General features: G+C 66.8%; 17 protein-coding genes and 1 tRNA gene. 14 read left to right on the top strand and 4 right to left on the bottom strand.

The genetic code is table 11. The features are described from left to right. Positions 1-258 precede the first annotated feature (258 nt). From gyrB to ACTWQA_RS32025, 5 genes are all read left to right on the top strand, one after another. Positions 259-2,202 (top strand): DNA topoisomerase (ATP-hydrolyzing) subunit B, encoded by a 1,944-nt coding sequence (gene gyrB / locus ACTWQA_RS32045; protein WP_443162750.1) that lies wholly within the window; start codon positions 259-261, stop codon positions 2,200-2,202. A 15-nt stretch (positions 2,203-2,217) separates the two neighbouring features. Beyond that, positions 2,218-4,716, top strand: coding sequence for a DNA gyrase subunit A (gene gyrA, locus ACTWQA_RS32040; RefSeq protein ID WP_443162749.1), 2,499 nt, complete (start codon positions 2,218-2,220; stop codon positions 4,714-4,716). 3 nt (positions 4,717-4,719) lie between these two features. Then, a complete protein-coding gene (locus tag ACTWQA_RS32035) occupies positions 4,720-5,424 on the top strand; it encodes a DUF3566 domain-containing protein (RefSeq protein ID WP_443162748.1) in 705 nt (234 codons plus the stop codon). Positions 5,425-5,560: 136 nt separating this feature from the next. Beyond that, positions 5,561-5,634: transfer RNA gene (locus ACTWQA_RS32030), tRNA-Ile, on the top strand. 97 nt (positions 5,635-5,731) lie between these two features. Continuing rightward, positions 5,732-6,598, top strand: coding sequence for an abortive infection family protein (locus ACTWQA_RS32025; protein WP_443162747.1), 867 nt, complete (start codon positions 5,732-5,734; stop codon positions 6,596-6,598). Positions 6,599-6,650: 52 nt separating this feature from the next. Here ACTWQA_RS32025 and ACTWQA_RS32020 read toward each other — a convergent pair whose 3' ends face one another. Together ACTWQA_RS32020 and ACTWQA_RS32015 are read right to left on the bottom strand one after the other, a co-directional pair. Next, entirely contained in the window at positions 6,651-6,857 is a 207-nt protein-coding gene (locus ACTWQA_RS32020) for a helix-turn-helix domain-containing protein (protein ID WP_443162746.1), read from the bottom strand. Beyond that, positions 6,854-8,029, bottom strand: a complete 1,176-nt coding sequence (locus ACTWQA_RS32015; RefSeq protein ID WP_443162745.1) for a DNA-methyltransferase — start codon at positions 8,027-8,029, stop codon at positions 6,854-6,856. The genes ACTWQA_RS32020 and ACTWQA_RS32015 overlap by 4 nt, the downstream gene beginning before the upstream one ends. A 160-nt stretch (positions 8,030-8,189) precedes the next feature. Here ACTWQA_RS32015 and ACTWQA_RS32010 point away from each other — a divergent pair, with 160 nt between their 5' ends. From ACTWQA_RS32010 to ACTWQA_RS31970, 9 genes are read left to right on the top strand one after another with little or no spacing between them, the layout of a single operon-like run. Continuing rightward, a complete protein-coding gene (locus ACTWQA_RS32010) occupies positions 8,190-9,221 on the top strand; it encodes a hypothetical protein (RefSeq protein ID WP_443162744.1) in 1,032 nt (343 codons plus the stop codon). After that, positions 9,157-9,447 carry a hypothetical protein gene (locus ACTWQA_RS32005; RefSeq protein WP_443162743.1) on the top strand — a complete coding sequence of 97 codons (291 nt, stop codon included), beginning with the start codon at positions 9,157-9,159 and terminating at the stop codon, positions 9,445-9,447. The genes ACTWQA_RS32010 and ACTWQA_RS32005 overlap by 65 nt, the downstream gene beginning before the upstream one ends. A 5-nt stretch (positions 9,448-9,452) precedes the next feature. Beyond that, entirely contained in the window at positions 9,453-11,039 is a 1,587-nt protein-coding gene (locus ACTWQA_RS32000) for a conjugal transfer protein TrbL family protein (protein ID WP_443162742.1), read from the top strand. Further along, positions 11,036-11,977: a PrgI family protein gene (locus ACTWQA_RS31995; protein ID WP_443162741.1), complete on the top strand. Its 942-nt coding sequence runs from the start codon at positions 11,036-11,038 to the stop codon at positions 11,975-11,977. Before ACTWQA_RS32000 ends, ACTWQA_RS31995 begins: the two co-directional genes overlap by 4 nt. Continuing rightward, on the top strand, positions 11,974-13,455 hold the full coding sequence (locus ACTWQA_RS31990) for a VirB4 family type IV secretion system protein (protein ID WP_443162740.1): 1,482 nt from the start codon (positions 11,974-11,976) through the stop codon (positions 13,453-13,455). The genes ACTWQA_RS31995 and ACTWQA_RS31990 overlap by 4 nt, the downstream gene beginning before the upstream one ends. Next, on the top strand, positions 13,379-13,720 hold the full coding sequence (locus ACTWQA_RS31985; protein WP_443162739.1) for a TraG/VirB4 family ATPase: 342 nt from the start codon (positions 13,379-13,381) through the stop codon (positions 13,718-13,720). Before ACTWQA_RS31990 ends, ACTWQA_RS31985 begins: the two co-directional genes overlap by 77 nt. After that, a complete protein-coding gene (locus tag ACTWQA_RS31980; protein ID WP_443162738.1) occupies positions 13,717-16,053 on the top strand; it encodes a type IV secretory system conjugative DNA transfer family protein in 2,337 nt (778 codons plus the stop codon). Before ACTWQA_RS31985 ends, ACTWQA_RS31980 begins: the two co-directional genes overlap by 4 nt. A gap of 11 nt (positions 16,054-16,064) precedes the next feature. After that, a complete protein-coding gene (locus ACTWQA_RS31975) occupies positions 16,065-16,940 on the top strand; it encodes a replication-relaxation family protein (protein ID WP_443162737.1) in 876 nt (291 codons plus the stop codon). Next, a complete protein-coding gene (locus tag ACTWQA_RS31970) occupies positions 16,937-18,232 on the top strand; it encodes a C40 family peptidase (protein ID WP_443162736.1) in 1,296 nt (431 codons plus the stop codon). Before ACTWQA_RS31975 ends, ACTWQA_RS31970 begins: the two co-directional genes overlap by 4 nt. Before the next feature lie 105 nt (positions 18,233-18,337). On the opposite strand, the gene ACTWQA_RS31965 is transcribed toward ACTWQA_RS31970, so the two are convergent. Together ACTWQA_RS31965 and ACTWQA_RS31960 are read right to left on the bottom strand one after the other, a co-directional pair. After that, positions 18,338-18,970, bottom strand: a complete 633-nt coding sequence (locus tag ACTWQA_RS31965) for a hypothetical protein (protein ID WP_443162735.1) — start codon at positions 18,968-18,970, stop codon at positions 18,338-18,340. A gap of 32 nt (positions 18,971-19,002) precedes the next feature. Beyond that, positions 19,003-19,485, bottom strand: coding sequence for a hypothetical protein (locus tag ACTWQA_RS31960; RefSeq protein WP_443162734.1), 483 nt, complete (start codon positions 19,483-19,485; stop codon positions 19,003-19,005). Between the last annotated feature and the right edge of the window lie 79 nt (positions 19,486-19,564).

Here is a 19,564-nt window from a genome sequence, read left to right as displayed (position 1 = left end):
CCGGAGGGGGGATGCTGGCCCGGGGGCAAATCAAGCTAGCGGGCATCACAGGCGCGTTCATTGCCACCTCAGGCCTCCGGAGGCGGTAGAATGAAAAAGGATTCCGGACACGTCCGCTTGCGTGTCACCCCGGCAGCAAGCCGACTCCCCCGGGTGACCGCGCATCGGGGCACTCACGACGGTGACGGGCACGGCAGGGGCAGCTTTGCGATTTGATGGCCTCCCCCGCCGCGTGTCCGCGGCAGGAGGATTTCGCAGTTGTCCTACGACGCTAGCTCAATCACCGTACTCGAAGGACTTGAGGCGGTTCGCAAGCGACCGGGTATGTATATCGGCTCCACCGGGGAGCGCGGCCTGCACCACCTCGTCTACGAGATCGTGGACAACGCGGTGGACGAGGCGCTGGCCGGTTATGCCACCACCATCGACATCACGTTGCGGGCCGACAACGGCGTGCGCGTGGTCGACGACGGCCGCGGCATCCCCACGGGCATCCACCCGGTGGAGAAACGCTCCGCCGTCGAGGTGGTGCTGACCACGTTGCACGCGGGCGGCAAGTTCGACAGCCAGTCCTACGCGGTCTCCGGCGGCCTGCACGGCGTCGGCTCGGCCGTCGTCAACGCGCTGTCCACCGCCATGGATGTCGAGGTCAAGCAGAACGGCCACTACTGGCGCCAGCGCTACGAGCACTCCAAGCCCGTCGCGCCGCTGGCCAAGGGCGAGGGGACCGACGAGACCGGCACCACGATCACGTTCTGGCCGGACGAGGACGTCTTCGAGACCACGACGTGGAACTATGAGACGCTCTCGCGGCGCTTCCAGGAGACGGCCTTCCTCAACAAGGGCCTGAAGATCAGGCTGACCGACGAGCGTCCCGACCACGTCAACGGCGCGCCCACCACGGTCGAATACCACTACGAGGGCGGTCTGGCCGACTTCGTCAAGCACCTCAACACCAAGAAGGAGGCGGCGCACGCGTCGATCATCTCCTTCGAGGAGGAGGGCGACGGCATCGCGGTCGAGATCGCCATGCAGTGGAACAACTCCTACTCGGAGTCGGTCTACACCTTCGCCAACACGATCAACACCGCGGAGGGCGGCACCCACGAGGAGGGCTTCCGCGCGGCGCTGACGACGATCGTCAACCGCTACGCGCGCGAGCAGAAGTTCCTCAAGGAAGGCAAGGACGACAACCTCAGCGGTGAGGACGTCCGCGAGGGGCTGACCGCGATCATCTCGGTCAAGCTGTCCGACCCGCAGTTCGAGGGCCAGACCAAGACCAAGCTGGGCAATACCGAGGCCAAGTCGTTCGTGCAGAAGGCCTGCAACGACCACCTGCGCGACTGGTTCGAGCGCAACCCCGGCGAGGCCAAGGACATCATCAACAAGTCGCTGCAGGCCTCGCGCGCCCGCATCGCCGCCCGCCAGGCCCGCGACCTGACCAGGCGCAAGTCGCTGCTGGAGTCCGGCAGCGGCCTGCCGGGCAAGCTGGCCGACTGCCAGTGGAACGACCCGGAGAAGTGCGAGCTGTTCATCGTCGAGGGCGACTCGGCCGGTGGCTCCGCCAAGGGCGGCCGCGACTCGCGTTTCCAGGCGATCCTCCCGATCCGCGGCAAGATCCTCAACGTCGAGAAGGCCCGGATCGACAAGGTCCTGAAGAACAACGAGGTCCAAGCGCTGATCACGGCCCTGGGCACCGGCGTGCACGACGAGTTCGACATCGCAAAGCTGCGCTACCACAAGGTCATCCTCATGGCCGACGCCGACGTCGACGGCCAGCACATCAACACGCTGCTGCTGACGCTGCTGTTCCGGTTCATGAGGCCGCTGATCGAGGCCGGTCACGTCTACCTGTCGTGCCCGCCGCTCTACAAGATCAAGTGGGACCGCAAGGGCGAGGACGCCTCATACGCCTACTCCGACCCCGAGCGCGACGCGGTCATCGCCGACGGCATCGCCAACGGCAAGCCGGACCCGCGGCCGCGCGACAACGTACAACGCTTCAAGGGTCTGGGCGAGATGAACGCCGGCCAGCTCTGGGAGACCACGATGAACCCGGAGACCCGGCTGCTGCGCCAGGTCACGCTCGACGACGCGGCGCAGGCCGACGACCTGTTCAGCGTGCTCATGGGCGAAGACGTGGAAGCCCGGCGCGACTTCATCATCCGCAACGCCCGCGACGTGCGTTTCCTCGACGTTTAAGAAGGACCATTACCCGTGACGGACGTGAACACCACTCCCCCGGCTGACCGCATCGAGCCGGTGGACATCCAGTCCGAGATGCAGCGCAGTTACATGGACTACGCGATGTCCGTCATCGTGTCCAGGGCGCTGCCGGACGTACGCGACGGCTTGAAGCCGGTGCACCGGCGGGTGCTCTACGCCATGTACGACGGCGGCTACCGTCCCGACCGCGGCTACTTCAAGTGCGCCCGCGTCGTCGGCGACGTGATGGGCACCTACCACCCGCATGGCGACACCTCGATCTACGACGCGCTGGTCCGCCTGGCGCAGCCGTGGTCGCTGCGTTACCCGCTGGTCGACGGGCAGGGTAACTTCGGCTCGCCGGGCAACGACCCGGCGGCCGCCATGCGATACACCGAGTGCAAGCTCGCGCCCATCGCCATGGAGATGCTGCGGGACATCGACAAGGAGACCGTCGACTTCCGCCCCAACTACGACGGCAAGTCGCAGGAGCCCGACGTCCTGCCGGCGCGTTTCCCGCAACTGCTGGTCAACGGCTCGGGCGGCATCGCCGTCGGCATGGCGACCAACATCCCGCCGCACAACCTGCGCGAGGTGGCCGCGGCGGTCAAGTGGTATCTCGAAAACCCCGAGGCCAATGACGAAGAGCTGCTCGAAGCGTCGATCAAGCTGGTCAAGGGGCCGGACTTCCCCACGAAGGCTCTGATCGTCGGCCGGCGCGGGATCGAGGACGCCTACCGTACCGGGCGCGGCTCGATCACCATGCGCGCCGTGGTCGAGGTCGAGGAGGACAAGGGCCGGCAGGCCCTGGTCGTCACCGAGCTGCCCTACCAGGTCAACCCCGACAACCTCGCCCTGAAGATCGCCGAGCTGGTGCGCGAGGGCAAGCTCAGCGGCATCGCGGACGTACGCGACGAGAGCTCCTCGCGGGTCGGCCAGCGCCTCGTCATCGTCCTCAAGCGGGACGCGGTCGCCAAGGTCGTCCTCAACAACCTCTACAAGCACACCCAGCTGCAGGACACCTTCGGCGCCAACATGCTGGCGCTGGTCGACGGTGTGCCGCGGACGCTGCGCCTCGACCAGTTCATCCGCCACTACGTGGCGCACCAGGTCGAGGTCATCGTTCGCAGGACCCGCTACCTGCTGCGCAAGGCCGAGGAGCGGGCGCACATCCTGCGCGGCCTGCTGAAGGCCCTGGAGCGGCTCGACGAGGTCATCGCCTTGATCCGGGCCTCGGAGTCCGCCGCGCACGCCCAGCAGGGCCTCATGGCGCTGCTGGAGATCGACGAGGTGCAGGCGCAGGCCATCCTCGACATGCAGCTGCGCAAGCTCGCCGCCTTGGAGCGCCAGGCGATCCAGGACGAGTTTGAGGCGTTGATGACGCAGATCGCCGAGTACAACGCGATCCTGGCCAGCGAGGCCCGCCAGCGGGAGATCATCAACGACGAGCTCGCCGAGGTCGTCGGCCGCTACGGCGACGAGCGCAAGACCGAGATCATCGCCTACGACGGCGACATGTCGATCGAGGACCTCATCGCCGAGGACGAGATCGTCGTCACGATCACCAGGGGCGGCTACGCCAAGCGCACCAGGACCGACCTCTACCGCGCCCAGAAGCGCGGCGGCAAGGGCGTACGCGGTGCGCAGCTGCGTCAGGACGACATCGTCGACCACTTCTTCGTCACCACGACGCACCACTGGTTGCTCTTCTTCACCAACAAGGGCCGGGTTTACCGCGTCAAGGCGTACGAGCTTCCTGAGGGCGCGCGTGACGCCCGAGGCATGCATTTGGCGAACCTTCTTGCCATGCAGCCCGACGAAACAGTTATGGAGGTTCTCGACCTACGCGACTACGACGTCGCCCCCTATCTCGTCCTGGCCACCCGCAGCGGCCTGGTCAAGAAGACCCGCCTGTCCGAATACGACTCCCCCAGGTCCGGCGGTCTGATCGCGATCAACCTGCGGGAGGACGACGAGGTCATCGGAGCCCGCCTGGTCTCCGAGCAAGACGACCTGCTGCTGGTCTCCAGGGGAGCCCAGTCGATCAGGTTCACCGCCTCCGACGAGGCGCTTCGCCCCATGGGCCGGGCGACCAGCGGTGTCATCGGCATGAGGTTCCTCGAGGGTGACGAACTTCTCTCCATGAATCGGATGGCCGACGGTCAAGATGTGCTTATCGCCACCGAGGGTGGGTACGCAAAACGGACGCCAGTGGAGCAGTATCCAGTTCAGGGCCGTGGCGGTAGAGGCGTGCTGACGGCGAAAATCGTGAGTTCCCGTGGCAAGCTGGTCGGAGCCGTCATGGTCAACCCAGAGGACGAGGTCTTCGCGATCACGTCCGCCGGCGGGGTGATCCGGACGAGTGCCGGCGAGATCAAGCAGTCCGGCCGCCAGACCATGGGAGTGCGATTGATGAATCTCGCGGAAGGCGACAGCGTGGTGGCCCTCGCCCGGAACGCGGAGTCGATGGAGACTTCGGTGGAAACTGAGGAAGACGGGGGAGGAGAGTAGTCCATGAGCGCCCAGGGTGGTGGTGCCGCCAGGACAAAGGCGGCTTCGGGTAACGGACAGCAACCAAACAAGCCCGCAGAAACCGAGATTTTCAACCCGGTCGACGAAGGACAGGAAATCACCTCGCCCGCGCAGGGCAAGCCTGTCCCGCCCAAGGAGGACGCGCAGCAGCGGTCGCAGGCTCCTGCCTCCGCGCCCGCGCCGCATCCTCCTGCGCCTCAGACGGAGGGCAACGACACCGTACGCATCCGGCCTTCGCTGGCCACTGAGGCCCCGCCCGCGCTCGAGCTGCCGAAGAAGAAGTCTTCGAACGCCGGCGCGGGCCGGCTGCCCCGCAAGGCCCACCTGGTCCTGCGCCGCGTTGAGCCGTGGTCGGCCATGAAGTTCAGCTTCGTGGTCTCCCTGGTGTGCTTCGTGGTGCTGTTCGTGGCAGTGGCCGTCCTGTACGGCGTGCTGTCCGCGCTGGGGGTTTTCGACTCGATCGTGGACCTGGTCAACCAGCTGGGCCAGGGCGAGCAGGGGCAGAGCTCGATCCCGATCGACATCGCCTCCTGGTTCGAGCCGGTGCGGATCCTCGGATACACCGCGCTGATCGGGGCCGTGAACGTGGTCCTGATCACGGCTCTCTCCACGCTGGGGGCGGTCATCTACAACATCTCCTCTGACCTGGTCGGAGGCGTTGAGGTGACCTTCAGCGAGGCCGAGTAGAAGCGCCATGGGGCATGCTGTTCGCGCTGTGCTCGGGGTGAGGGCGGCGCGAGCAGCATGCCGGAGGCGGTAAGCTTTTCCTCGTCCGAACAACCGGTTCGCCTCTGATCTGCGGATGCGGTAGCGTTCGGTGCGCGGGGCTATAGCTCAGACGGTTAGAGCGCTTCCCTGATAAGGAAGAGGTCAGAGGTTCAAGTCCTCTTAGCCCCACAGAGTTTTCCCAGTTCAGAGGCCGTTTCCCGGAGATCGGGGAGCGGCCTTTTGATCGTTTGACCGTCATTTGACCGTGGCGCGTTGGCATAGACCGATGCTCTGGGTGTTCAAGTTGTTTCACGCAGGCAAGTTCATTCAGAGCCTTCAGTGGTTGGGCCCTCGGCGTACCAGAGTGAGGTCATGGATCTCGCGCTCCCCCGGCCGGATGGCGGCGCCCCCGGTCCGAAACGTCGCTCAGGGGGCTCTCACCATCGTTAGCCAACTGGCGGAGATCAGGAATCAATTCGGCACGGGTCACGGGCGGGCGCACCAGCCGGAGATCGCGGAGGAACTGGTCCTTGTTGGGATCGATGCCTGCCTGCTGTGGGTCCGCTGGGCACTTCGGCGTCTCGCCCATGTCATCATCGGCCAGCCGTCTGCTCTCGTCCGAGATCTTCGTGACGGCGGCATCTTCACCCGGAACGCCCTTGCGACTCGCCTAAAGGCTGCCAACCTGTCGGACATCGAGGAGCCTGACCAGCACCTCCTGGGCGTCGCTGTAGCCCAACGCGCCATGACTGGAACCTTCATGGTCATGGCGGACGGCGTTGAAGCCTGTGCGTCGAGCAACGACCTGACCCTCTGGCCTGGCGGGTATCGCGCGGGATTGGTTGAGGGGCTCTTCCTCGATCGGGACGGCTACGTACGAACAAGCGAGTGGGCCTGTCGCCAAGCAGGGCTGGCCCTGTCTGCTCATCCACAGGCGACGGATCTCCTCAAGGAGCTAACCGAGAAGATCGATCATGGAGCCTGGTCGTACGGGTTCATGGCTGATCACGAGGAACGCGTGAAAGCTGCCACAGCGATCAAGGCGGTGGGCGGAGTGTTGGTGGAAGAGACAGCGCAAAACCTCTGGTTCGCACTGGCTGAGCGCTTTGTTGCGAATCCCGAGAGTCGGCTGGGTTTCGCTGTGCTTGCATAGAGGTCTCTAGCCTCTTGTCGATGAGAGGCTAGAGACCGTCGCTCTCCTGTGGCTACTCGTCCTTGCTCGGGGCGAGTCCGAGGAGCGCGAGTAGTTCAACCGTAGGTACTCGGTAGCTGTCCCCCGTCTGGATCACCCGGCACGGGAACTGGCCGCGCGCGACGAGTCGATATGCCGTGTTCCGGCTAAGCCCGAGAGCTCTGGCCGCAGTGAGCAGGGGAACAACCGCTGGAAGAGCTTGGACTTCTGCGATGGTCATTGGGGCCATACGCCGTCGCCCCCACTCGTGGCTCGATCCGCTTGGACGCGAGCTTTGGCAAGCGAGCAGAAGCTCTCGTTCAACTCGATGCCGATGAAGCGGCGGTCGAGTTGCCGCGTGGCCAGTGCTGTGGTTGCCGCTCCGGCAAAGGGGTCGAGGACGGTACCGCCGGGACGACAGCCAGCCGCGATGGCTCGGAGCGGGATGTCGATGGGGAATGCGGCGAAATGAGCTGCCCTGAGCGGGCGAGTGGAGATGGACCAGACGTCGCCGGGATTTTTGCCGTGCTCGTGTGCCGCGGTGTGCCCGCTGCCAGTAGGCATCATGGCGGCGCCGTGGTTCTTTCCACAGAAGGGTTCCGTCTCAGTTGAGTACTTGCCTGCGGGTGGCCAGGAGCTCTTGATGCTGTTCGGTTTGCTGCCGCCGGCGCGGGCGCGGCGCGACAGCGGCCGGTCGCCGGTGTACGGCTCGCGGATGGCGTCGAGGTCGAACCAGTACCGGCGCTGCTTGACGAGAAGGAAGATCAGTTCGTAGCGGGCGGAGACGCGATCCAGGACAGACTGCGGCATGGCATTCGGCTTGTGCCAGACGATCGCGTTGCGCAGGATCCAGCTGTCGTCTTGGAGGGCGAAGGCGACCCGCCAGGGCATGCCGAGCAGGTTCTTGGGCGGGACGGCGAGCCGAGATAGGGGCCGGATAGCCGGTTGCCGGTCGTTGTAGTCAGCGCCGCGGGCGAAGCCGTCGGAATTGGCGGCATAGCAGTCGCCGAGGTTGAGCCAGAGGGTGCCGTCGTCGGCCAGGACACGGCGGGCTTCGGCGAAGGTCGAGCGGAGGGTCTCGACGTACTCGGCCGGAGTGGGCTCCTGGCCGTACTGGCCGGGGACACCGTAGTCGCGTAGGCCGTAATAGGGCGGGCTGGTGACGATGCAGTCCACCGAGGCGGTGGGCATTTCGGCCATGACCTCGCGGGCGTCGCCGAGGTAGAGGGTGGTTGGGCCGTTGGTCCAGTAGGGCTGCCTCACGGCGCGCACCTCCTGCTGGAGATGCCTGCCGTACAGGCGGCGTGGTGGGTGGCGTTGAGGGAATTCGTCATCGCCGGATGGGGCGGGCCTCAGATCCGTAGCGCCCGTCTGGGCCGCAATCCCGAACCAGGCGCACCACCAGTCGAACAACGATCTTGAGCAACCCTCTGGCGCAGCTCTGGCGAGCACAGAGTTGACCTTTGGCGCCAGAGGTGCTGTTTGCGCTGCTCAGCGCTCGCCAGAAGGTCGCCAGAGGTGGCTTCTACACCGGGTTACGAGAACGAAATGCCTCTCGTAGTGGAGCAACCCGATGAGTACCGACCTTCACGAGACGCCTCTCGCGAACAGCTCACCGCTGGCCGTAGCCGAGCATGTCTTCCGACTCGTCGCCAGCGACCCCGCCGGCCTGACCGTGGACGGCCGGGCGCTCTGCGGCGAACTCCCCCGGCGCCCAATCCTGCTGACCGAACTGCGTGATCTGCTCACCTCCCGCGCGATCACCAACAGCACCCGCGACACCGTCTGGCGCCGGCTTGTCCTTCACGCTCGCAACGATGGTCCGCAGTGGTTCGTCGGCGCGGTGGGCGTGGCCGTCCCGGCGCTGCGCGGGATCGCAGGGAGGCTGTGCCGCGGCTTCGTCGCGGGCGATCCGGTCGACATCGACACCGAGGTGCTCACCGCGTTCATCGAAGCGGTCCGCACCATCGATGTCGACCGGCCCAACGTCCTGCCCCGGATGTGCGACACCGCCTACCGCGCCGGTGAGCGAGCACGGCAGAACGCCGAAGCGAACGTGGCCAGGAAGATCTCCGACAATGCCTCCAAGGCGCCGGCCGTGCCCTGGGGGCACCTGGATCTCGTTCTGGCGGACGCAGTCGCCAAGGGAGTCGTCAGCGAGCTGGACGCCGAGCTGATCGGCCTTACCCGGCTGGAGAAACTCACCCTGGCCGAGGCCGCCGCCGGGCTCGGGCTGACGGTGGAGGCCGCCAAGAAGCGGCGTCAGCGCAGTGAGCCCATCCTCGTCGAGGCGGTCCGGGCCGGAGAAGTCGAAGCCGCCCTGTCCCTAACGATCACATCTGCTGCCCCTAGAAGGGTGGAAGAGACTTCCGCGCGGAGCCGGATCACCTCAGATCCGCAGCCCACCACCGTCACTACCGAATCGAAGGGAGGCTGGGGCACCCTCACCGGCTCCGCGCGGACCGCACTCTCCATCCCGAAGCGCCGCTGGCGCCGCCTGGCAAAGGTCGCGCTGATCGTGGCAGTCGCGGTCGTACTGCTTGCCGGTACGGCTACCGCGGTGCTGGCCGAGACGCACACCCTGGCCGCGCGGGTGCCCGTCTGACCTGAACAAGGTCTTCGACAACCTCCGGAACTGGCTGATCGGCCTGCTTGCCGCCCTGGCAACGCTGATGCTCACCATCGGCGGCCTGCGCTACCTGGTTGCCGGCGGCGATCCGGGCGAGGTGCAAAAGGCCAAGGCGGCACTCAAGGCGGCAGCGTTCGGCTACGGCCTTGCCATCCTCGCCCCGCTTTTCGTCAACGTGCTCAAGCGCGTGGTGGGCGGGTGAACACCATGGCAATCGCTCGCGTAGCGCTCGTTGCCGCCTGCCTGCCGCTGCTCATCGCGTTTCCGGCCTGGGCGGAACCCACACCGTCCCCGTCCCCGTTTCCTTCCGCCCCGGCGGCCGAACTCGACTGGGGACCTGCCAAGCCATCGATCGGCATCGGAATCGGCGACTGGATCACAGGCCAGATCAACGCCTGGTTCGGCAACCTGGTCGCGATGTCGATCAGGCCGCTGCTCGACATGCTCGGCAACACGCTTCTGGCCACGCCCGACGTATCTGCCAGCGGCAGGGTTTTCGACCTGTGGAAGGCAACGGCGGCGATCGCGAATTCCGCTTTCCTCGTCCTTGCCACGATCGGTGCCATCGCGGCAATGGGGCATCAGACGATCCAGACCCGCTACGCGGTCAAGGAAGTTATCCCCAGGCTGGGGATCGCCGTCCTCGCCACGAACATCAGCTTCCTGCTCTGCGGCAAGATCATCGAAGTCGCAAACGCGCTCTCCGGGGCGCTGCTCGGGCAGGACTTCGACGCCAAGCAGGCGGCTACATCCATCAAGTTCATGATCCTGCCGCCCGGCAACAGCCAGATCTTCTACATTCTGCTGGCACTCGTCGCGGTCGTCCTGCTGATCCTGCTGCTCATCACGTTCATCATGCGCAGCGCCCTGGTGCTGCTTCTGGTCGTCGCAGCGCCGCTCGGGCTGGCCTGCCATGCTCTCCCCCACACGGAGGCCGTGGCCCGCTTCTGGTGGCGTGCTTTCTCCGGGCTCCTCGTCATCCAGATCGCTCAGTCGCTCACGCTCGTCCTGGCCGTCCGCGTCTTCTTCAACCAGGACGGCCGCTTCATCCTCGGCGTCGAGCCCACGGGTCAATTGATCAACCTCGTTCTGGCCATCTGCCTGCTGATCATCTTGGTCCGCATCCCGTCCTGGATCTCCCGGCAGATCTTCGTCCAGGGCGGACGTGGATCGATGATCACCCGGATCTTCAAGACCGCGGTGGCGTACAAGCTCGCGGCGCCGGTCCTCAAGGGCCTTCACCTCGGAAGGGGCGGAGGAGGGCATTCCAAAGCCACGGCAGCTCTTGCCATCGCCGGCAAGGTAATCGGCGGACCGGCAGGCGCGGCAACATCCACGGCAATCACCGCTGCCACCGCGGCATCGGCGGCACGGGGTGGGCCGGGACCGATCAAGCACGCGCCCGTCGGTGCCCGCCGTCCCGTCCGAGCTGAGGACTGGGAGCCGGCACCGGTCAAGCATGCGCCGACCGCCCCGCCGGTCGCCGGCAAGTACCGGACCACGCCGCGGCCTCAGGAGCCGATCAAGCCGACCACGCCGGTGTACGGCTACCCCCGCGAAAGCTTCTACGCCAACGGTCCGGCCGGCCTCGGCCAGATGCAGGCACTCCGGAGGCAGCCCCGGCTGGCCATCGAGCCGCCGACGACCGGTCAGCGCCCAGTCCGGCCGATCGTGCCACCCAACGCACCCATCCCCGGCCAGGTCGACTGGCCCGAGAACCCCGGCGCCCGCCGTACTCCCCCGCCGACGCCGAGACGTCGCCCGCGCAAACCGCGAGGGGGTGGCAGCCAATGACCTGGGACACCTCCGTGGCCCGTATCCCCGCCGATGTCGAGCAGGCCGACAAGATCCTCGGCTCGTTCTCCGCCCGGCAGCTCGCCATCCTCGGCGGCACCGGCCTCCTGCTCTACAGCGCCTACATGGCCGTGGGCGAGCAGGTGTCGCTCATCGTCTGCGCCGTGGTCGCCCTGCCGATTGCCGTCGTCGGGATCCTCCTGGCCATCGGCCAGCACGACGGCGTCTCGCTGGATCGCTACCTTCTCGCCGCCGTCCGGCACCAGCAGTCCCCCAAACACCTGGTCTCCATGCCTGAGGACATCCCCATGCCACCTACCTGGATCGCCGCCACAGCCGGACCCCAGCCAGCCCCGCTCAAGCTCCCCGCGCGAGGCGTCGCGGGCGATGGGCTGATCGACCTCGGACCTGATGGTGTCGCGGCCGTCGCAGAGGTATCCACCGTCAGCTTCGCTCTACGCACACCGGACGAGCAGGACGCCCTGGTCGCGGTCTTCGGCCGATGGCTCAACTCACTCTCCGGACCCGCCCAGATCCTGGTCCGCGCCGAACGTGTCGACCTCTCGGACACCATCGGCGCCCTGGAGGACAACGCCCGCCGACTCCCCCACCCGGCCCTGGCCGGCGCGGCGTTGGAGCACTCTGCCTTCCTCGCTGATCTGTCCGCGTGCCATGACCTACTCCGCCGCCAGGTCCTGCTGATCATCCGTGAGCCCGTCGTCGGCACCAACGGCCGTGACGCCGCTGCGGCGCGTGCTCTTCGTCGCCTTGATGAGGCATCGCGTGTGCTCGGTGCCTGTGGGCTCACCGCCCGGCTTTTGGACGCTCGCGCGGTGGGCGGGCTCCTGGCCTCCTGTTTCGACCCGTCCGCCCCGGCCTTGCCCGAGGAGGAGATCGCCCTTCCCGGTGAGGTCATCACGCGAGGAGAGCCGTGGTGAAGATCCGACTGCCCCGCCGTACGAACCCGCAATCAACCGGCCTCGGCCCCGATGTCGTTCACGTGGAAGCCCGTCGCCTGCATGTGGGCGACAGCGTGTGCGCCACCCTGGCCATCACCGGCTATCCACGCGAAGTCGCCCCCGGCTGGCTGGAGCCGCTGCTCACCTATCCAGGACGGCTGGACGTTTCCCTGCACATCGAGCCGGTTCCCTCGTTGGTGGCCACCGACCGGTTGCGCAAGCAGCTGGCCCGGCTGGAGTCCGGGCTGCGCTCCGATCACGAGCACGGTCGGCTCTTGGACCCAGGTAGGGAAGCCGCGGCCGAGGACGCGCAGGAGCTTGCCTCAAGGCTCGCAAGAGGCCAGGCCAAGCTGTTCCGCGCCTCGATCTACCTGACCGTCCACGCGTCTACCGTTGAGGACCTCGATGACGCCTGCGCGCAGGTCAGGGCGCTGGCCGCCTCCCTGCTCCTGGACGCACGTCAGGTCGCGTTCCGCCAGCTGCAGGGCTGGGTGTCGAGTCTCCCCCTGGCCTACGACAACCTGGCCATGCGCCGGACCTTCGACACACCCGCGCTCGCCTCGGCATTCCCGTTCACGAGTCCTGACCTGACTACTGAGCTGGGTGCGACCGCCGTGCTCTATGGCGCCAACACCTCCAGCGCCTCCCTCGTCGCGTGGGATCGGTTCGCCCAGGACAACCACAACTCGGTCATCCTGGCCCGCTCCGGCAGCGGCAAGAGCTACCTGGCCAAGCTTGAGGCTCTTCGCTCCCTCTACGCGGGGATCGAGGTCGCCGTCATCGACCCCGAGGATGAGTACGCCCGTCTCTGCTCGGCCGTCGGCGGCGCCTACATTCACCTGGGCGCTCCGAAGGTTCGGCTGAACCCCTTCGACCTGCCGCCCAAGAACCAGCGAGGGGATGACCCGCTCACCCGGCGGGCGCTGTTTCTGCACACGCTGATCACGGTCATGCTCGGCGAGCCGCTCGGCAACGCAGGAAAGGCCACGCTCGACCGCGCGATTCTGGCCACGTACCGAAAGGATGGGATCACCCAGGACCCGCACACCTGGAACCGCCGGCCGCCTCTCCTGCGTGATCTCGCCAAAGTCCTCAACGAGGATCCCCAGGGCAAGGACCTGGCCGCCGGGCTCGCGCCGTACGTCACGGGCAGCCACCGCCAGCTCTTCGACGGCCCCACCACCACCCGCCCCGACTCCCACCTGATCGTCTTTTCGCTCCGAGATCTTCCTGACGAGCTCAAGGCCGTCGGAACGCTGCTCACCCTGGATGCCGTCTGGCGCCGCGTCTCCGACCCGTTCAACCGCCGCCCGCGACTGGTCGTGGTCGACGAGGCGTGGCTGCTGATGAAGGACCCCGAAGGCGCCAAGTCTGCTGCGGATGGCGAAGGCAGCGCGCAAGCACTGGGCCGGTCTGTCGGTCGTCACCCAGGACGCAGCCGACCTGCTCGGCAGTGAGATGGGCCAGGCCATTGTCGCCAACTCCACCACCCAGATCCTGCTCCGCCAGGCGCCTCAGGCCATCGACAAGGTCACCGAGGCGTTCCGGCTCTCGGACGGCGAGCGCCAGCTCCTGCTCTCCGCCGAACGCGGCACGGGCCTGCTCACAGCAGGGGTCAGCGGCCAGCGCTGCCCCCTGCAGGTCATCTCCAGCGCCCGCGAGCACGACCTCGTCACCTCCTCGCCGGAGGAGCTCGCCGAGTACGAGGAGGCGGACCTGTGATTTACGACTGGCTCAACGACCCCACCGCTGTCCTGGACGAGCTGCTCGGGTGGTTGATCGTCCATGCATGGGAGCTCGCCGCGATCGTCCTGAGTGCTGAGATCCTGCTCGTTCTGCTCCGAGCAGCTCTTGTACGGCTCCGCCAGAGCTACCTCACACGGCGAGCCCGCTGCGTCGAGATCCTCGCCCCGCCCGTGGCCGATATGCCGGGCGCCGAGGCGCTCTGGGGCAACCTGATCGGGCTACTCCGGCCGGCTTGGAAGCGCCTGCTGCTCGGCCAGCCGCACCTGGCCTTCGAATACCTCTTCGGTGTCGGCGGAATCCGGATCCGGCTCTGGGTGCCGGGCTGCATCCCGCAGGAACTCGTCGAGCACGCGATCGAAGCCGCCTGGCCCTCCGCTCGCACCCTAATCCGCGAGCCGACCGAGCCTGTCCCCCTCGCCGGCCAGGCCGCCGGTGGTCAGCTCGTGCTCGCCCGCACCGAGCGCCTCCCCATTCGTCACGACTTCAGCAGCGACCCGCTCCGGGCGATCAACGGTGCCGCGGTCGGTATGCCCGCGTGGCAGCATGCCAGCGTTCAGATCCTCGCTCGCCCCGCCACCGGGCGTCGGCTTCGAGGATGGCGACTCCCGGCCAACCTGATTCGCGGCCTCCTGGACCTGATCGTCCCTGGACCTGCGCATATACGGCCGCCCTGGCCGGACCGTGTCTCGCTCCTCGCAGAGTCAGCAGAAGCTCGGGTGATTCGCGAGAAGGCCCAGCGGCCCAGGTACGAGGTCGCGATCCGCTACGCCGTACAGGCAGATCCGGCGAGTTCCAAAGCCCTCGCCGAGGTCCGCCATAACGGGATCACCGGGCGCGCGCACGCCATCGCCGCGGCCTTCGCACTCTTCAGCGGGCACAACCGGCTCGAACGGAGCCGCCTGCTCTTTCCGGCGCACCGGCTCGCGTCGCGTCGGATGCGTCGCGGCTTCCTCCTGTCGGTGCCGGAGCTCGCCGCGCTCGCCCATCTGCCGCTCGATGCCGCAGTTCCTGGTCTCCAGCGAGCAGGAGCCAACAGCGTGCCACCCTCGCCGGCGGTCTCCCGCACCGGCAAGGTGCTCGGCTTCTCCGACTCCGGTCACGAGCGCCCTGTGGCCCTTCGGGTGCCGGACTCCTTCCACCACGTGCACGTCATGGGGCCGAACGGCACCGGCAAGTCCACGCTCCTGGCCCAGATGATCCTCTCCGACATCGAGGCCGGCCGCGGCGTGGTGGTGATCGAGGCCAAGGGGGACTTGGTCCGCGACCTCCTCGGACTCATCCCCGAAGATCATGCCGAGAAGGTCGTGCTGATCGACCCCGACGATCGGCACCCGCGGCCGTCCCTCAACGTGCTCGGTGGCGGCGACCTGGCCATGGGTGTCGACAACCTCGTCGGGATCTTCCACCAGATCTACGCCGACTACTGGGGTCCACGCACCGACGACATCCTGCGCGGTTGCGCCCTCACGCTCGCCAGCAACGGCGGCACCCTCGCCGACGTCCCCGAGCTTCTGTCCAACGCCGCCTTCCGGCAACGGCAGATCGCCACGATCGGTGATCCGCTACTCCGAGGCTTCTGGTCCTGGTACTCCGCGCTGTCGGAGCAAGCGCAGGCCCACGTCACCGCCCCGATCATGAACAAGCTGCGGGCCTTCCTGCTCCGTCCCTTCGTCCGCGACGTGCTCGGCGCCACGAGCTCCACTTTCGACCTCGCGGACGTCCTCGACGGCGGCATCCTCCTGGTCCGGCTGCCCAAGGGCGTGCTCGGCGACGACACCGCCCGGCTCCTCGGCTCCATGATCCTGGCCCAGGTCTGGCAAGCTGCCGCCCGACGGGCCAAGATCGGCCAGTCGCGCAACGCCGCCGCGGTCTACGTGGACGAGTGTCACAACTTCCTCACCCTGCCGCACGCCCTGGCCGACATGCTCGCCGAGGCCCGCGCCTACCGGGTTTCGCTGATCCTGGCGCATCAGCATCTCGCCCAACTCCCCCGCGAGCTGCGGCAAGCCATCTCCTCCGACGCCCGCAACAAGATCTATTTCTCACTCTCGCCGGAGGACGCCCGCGAGGTAGAGCACCACTTCACGCCCTACCTGACCAGCCACGATCTGGGCGGCTTCGACGCCTTCCAGGCCGCTGCCCGCCTCGTCGTGCGCTCGGCCGAAGCCCCGCCTTTCACCCTGCGCACGCGCCCACTTCCTGATCCAGACCCCGACGTCGCACGGCGGATCCGGGCGGTCGCCGCACAAGCGCACGGCCGTACGGCCAGCGCCAGCACCCCCAAGCCGGACGCCCGGCACACCCTCTGAAGGAGATCACCATGTCCACCACCAAGTTCACCCCACGCATGCTCAACGCGCTCGCGGTCCGCCTCACCGACCGCGACCGCCGGCTCATCCGCATGATCCGTGACTTCCGCGTCCTGACCTCGGCACAGATCGCCGAGATGTACTTCGACACCGCCGACTCAGCGCGGAAGCGGCTGCTCGTCCTGTCCCGCATGGGTGTGCTGGAGCGCTTCCGGCCCAACCTCCCGCCCTCGATGGGCACAGCGCCGTACCACTACGTGATCGGGGAGACCGCCGCCGCGGTGCTCGCCTCGGAGGACGGCGTAGACCTCGCCGACTCCGGCTACCGCCGCGACCGCACGATCGGCATTGCCTTCGCCTCCAGCCTCGGGCACACGGTCGGCACGAACGGCATCGCAGCCAGCCTGTACGGCTACGCATGCCGTCATCCGGAAAGCGAGCTGACCACTTGGTGGCCTGAGAACCGATGCAAGGCGGAGTGGGGAGCGCTCGCTCGACCGGACGCCTACGGCCGGTGGCGGGAGGACGGTCTCAGCGTCGACTTCTTCCTCGAGTACGACACCGGTACCGAGCCTTTGGATCGCGTCGCGCACAAGCTCGACGGCTACATCAAGCTCACCGAGTCCAGCCGGATCGTGACCCCGGTCCTGTTCTGGGTGCAGGGCGAGCGGCGTGAGGCCAATCTCCGCAAGAAGCTCAAGCACCATCCGGCGCGCATGTTCGTCCCCATCGCCACCGGCTACCCCGGCGCCGACGCCGGCTCGGTCGACGACGGACCGGCCGGTGCGCGGTGGCTCCCCACCGACAAGGACGGTCCGCGCGTACGGCTCGCCGAGCTGGCCTTGCACTGGCCGGGCCTCGGGCCGATGAAGGAGGTGGACGAGTGATCCTCGAAGCTGGAATCCTCAAGGCTGTTGCCGCGGGCGGAGGCCTCGTCTCATCCGTCGCGCTGATCGCGGGCATGGCGGGAGGTGGCCAGTATGCCAAGGCGCAGGCTGATCCAGACAAGCTCGCCTCTATCGCCTGCACCTACACCGAGCAAACCCCGGAGCGGACCAGGCAGCCGGCCAGGGTGAAGCCGCAGGGGCTGGGCCTCACCTCCGAGCAAGCCACGAATGCCCGAACGATCGTCGACACGGCGGACGATCTCGGCTTGCCGAAACGGGCTGCAGTCATCGGCGTCGCCACCGCGCTCCAGGAGTCCTATCTGAAGAACGATGTGGTCGGAGACCACGGCCAGGCATTCGGCATCTTCCAGCAGCACCCTCAGCACGGATGGGGCTCCCACGCTCAGGTCTCCGATCCGAAGTACGCCGCGCGCAAATTCTTCTCGCGCTTGGTGAAGGTGAAGGACTGGGAGAACAAGCCCCTCACGGTGGCAGCCCAGACGGTTCAGCGCTCCACCTTCCCCGATGCATACGCCAAGCACGAGGACCGAGCCGAGAAGATCGTAAGCGCGCTCGGCGGGAAGCCTCAGGCTCCGTCCGTCAGCCGCGACCCGGTGGAGCTCTCGGCCAAAGACGCGAAGATCGTACGGACCAGCCTGGAGGCGGCGATCTCTCTGGGCTTCCCCCGCTCAGCGGTAATCGCGGACGTGGCCGCCGGGCTGCAGAGCGGTCTGCTGCCAAGTGCCGAGAAGACTGACGACCTGGCCAAGCTCGCCGAGCAGATCATCGACGCCGCAGCGAAACGGCTGTGCGCCGAGCTCTCCAAGAAGATCGACAAGGTTCTTGATCCCAAGACCTTGGAAGCCATCGGCAAGTCCGGCCGCGGCGCCGTGGCAGTCCAGGCAGCGCTCAAGATGATCGGCCTGCCGTACTCCTGGGGCGGCGGCGGGCCGGGCGGTCCGAGTCTGGGTATCGGCAGGGGAGCCCGAACGAAGGGCTTCGACTGCTCCGGGCTAGCCGAGTACGCCTGGGCAAAGGCAGGCGTCAAGGTTGGGGGTCACACCTCCACGCAGTGGAGTGCGGGCGCCCGAGTGGCTCGCTCCCAGCTCAAGCCAGGAGATTTGATCTTCTTCGCCACCAATCCGAGGAGCCCCTCAACCATCCACCACGTGGTGATCAATATCGACGGCAAGCGGTATGTCCATGCGCCATACACCGGTAGCACGGTGAAGGTCGGACGCTGGACGGCCAAGCAAGAAGCGGAGTACGCGGGAGCGGTACGGCCTGGCTGACCAGGCGTACCCTGGAGAGGACCGCTCCCACCTTTCTTGGCCGAATGGGAAGAGCAGTCCCACGGAAGGGCCAGCAACTGCTGGCCCTTCCGGCTGCGAGTGCTGTCATGCGATTTGGCTTTGCCGCCTCGCGTCCATCACGGCAATGATCATGAGGCCGAACCCTGCGAAGGGCAAGATCCAACCGAGGTGCCATGGAATCTCGGCCAGGGCTTCGGGAACACCGTTGAGAAAGATGCCGGCGCCGATGACAGGAATTGCTCGGGCGTTGATGGTCGCCGCCTGATGATCCTTCTCTTTCAGCAGCTGGTGCAACTCATCCAGCTTGCTGCGGAACTCAGTGGTGAGGGTGGCGATGACTTCTTCTCTGGCTGATCGTTCCCTGCTGACCTCTTCCTTCGTCTTGTTCAGGCGACCCTCGATATCCGAGATATGACTGCGCAGAGCTTCGATGCGCTCATCCACTGGGGCGTTCGGATGCCACGCGCGGGCCGTGGCCGTCATGGTCAGATTGCCGAAGGTCGCGCCCATGCCTCCAGCTACAACTCCAATGGATTGTGGCGGCCTCTTCCGGAAACGGTTCACCTGGGCCCGCATCCACGTGGACGTACGGCTAAAGAGCATGCGGCTGCCGTCTGGAGCGACCACGAGGGTCGCGATGACGGCGATGATGACTCCGACCCACTTGTTCACCTGGGTCAGCACGACAGCCTCAGTTACGAGGCTCGTGTTATTCATGAGCACCTAGGCTACTGGCTGCGAACACGCTTCTACTCAAAAGATGCGAATGCATCGAGAAGCGTAATTCCCGGCATCGAAGCGTCAGGTCGCACCGCGACCGTGATGATCTCGGGCTCCCCGAACACTGGCTCCGCGCTCGGGCGGCGGGTGTAGGGCACGCGGCCGTAATCCACACCATCCTCCTGGTCGAAGCTCATCCAGGTGATCGCTTCCTGCTCCCCCTCTCTCAGGGGGTGATTCGACACCGCGCGGGTGAGGATCTCGCCGGAGGTGACCACCCAGACCTGAGGTACGGCCAGCACCCATCGAACAGCGTCAATTTCTCGGGCTTTCGCGGCTGCTCTGGTCTCGAATGAACGGGCCGTCTCGTCGTCCCGGAGATAGTCATGATCGCTGAGCGCAAGGAGCCGGTTGCCTTGGAGGACAACGATCGCCGGGCATTCGCGCGCGAGGATGTTCAGCTCCAGTCGGCCGACCGCATCGAAGAGCAACGCCGCTGTCTCGTCGTTCATGCGCCCTCCGCGTAGTCGCTGGCAAGGCGATCCTGCCATGGGTACAGCTGCCGGGGAGCGAAGGCAGCCGTACCCGAGG

This window comes from Nonomuraea sp. 10N515B (genome assembly GCF_052245915.1).
GTDB lineage: Bacteria > Actinomycetota > Actinomycetes > Streptosporangiales > Streptosporangiaceae > Nonomuraea.
The sequence above is the reverse complement of the archived record's forward strand: the minus strand, read 5'-3'. Positions and strand labels throughout refer to the sequence as shown.

Excerpts from the sequence above, each read along its gene's own strand:
- ACTWQA_RS32035 (WP_443162748.1), top strand. The coding sequence starts at position 4,720 with ATGAGCGCCCAGGGTGGTGGTGCCGCCAGGACAAAGGCGGCTTCGGGT.
- ACTWQA_RS32025 (WP_443162747.1), top strand. The coding sequence starts at position 5,732 with ATGCTCTGGGTGTTCAAGTTGTTTCACGCAGGCAAGTTCATTCAGAGC.
- ACTWQA_RS32020 (WP_443162746.1), bottom strand. The coding sequence starts at position 6,857 with ATGACCATCGCAGAAGTCCAAGCTCTTCCAGCGGTTGTTCCCCTGCTC.
- ACTWQA_RS32010 (WP_443162744.1), top strand. The coding sequence starts at position 8,190 with ATGAGTACCGACCTTCACGAGACGCCTCTCGCGAACAGCTCACCGCTG.
- ACTWQA_RS32000 (WP_443162742.1), top strand. The coding sequence starts at position 9,453 with ATGGCAATCGCTCGCGTAGCGCTCGTTGCCGCCTGCCTGCCGCTGCTC.
- ACTWQA_RS31995 (WP_443162741.1), top strand. The coding sequence starts at position 11,036 with ATGACCTGGGACACCTCCGTGGCCCGTATCCCCGCCGATGTCGAGCAG.
- ACTWQA_RS31985 (WP_443162739.1), top strand. The coding sequence starts at position 13,379 with ATGGCGAAGGCAGCGCGCAAGCACTGGGCCGGTCTGTCGGTCGTCACC.
- ACTWQA_RS31975 (WP_443162737.1), top strand. The coding sequence starts at position 16,065 with ATGTCCACCACCAAGTTCACCCCACGCATGCTCAACGCGCTCGCGGTC.
- ACTWQA_RS31965 (WP_443162735.1), bottom strand. The coding sequence starts at position 18,970 with ATGAATAACACGAGCCTCGTAACTGAGGCTGTCGTGCTGACCCAGGTG.
- ACTWQA_RS31960 (WP_443162734.1), bottom strand. The coding sequence starts at position 19,485 with ATGAACGACGAGACAGCGGCGTTGCTCTTCGATGCGGTCGGCCGACTG.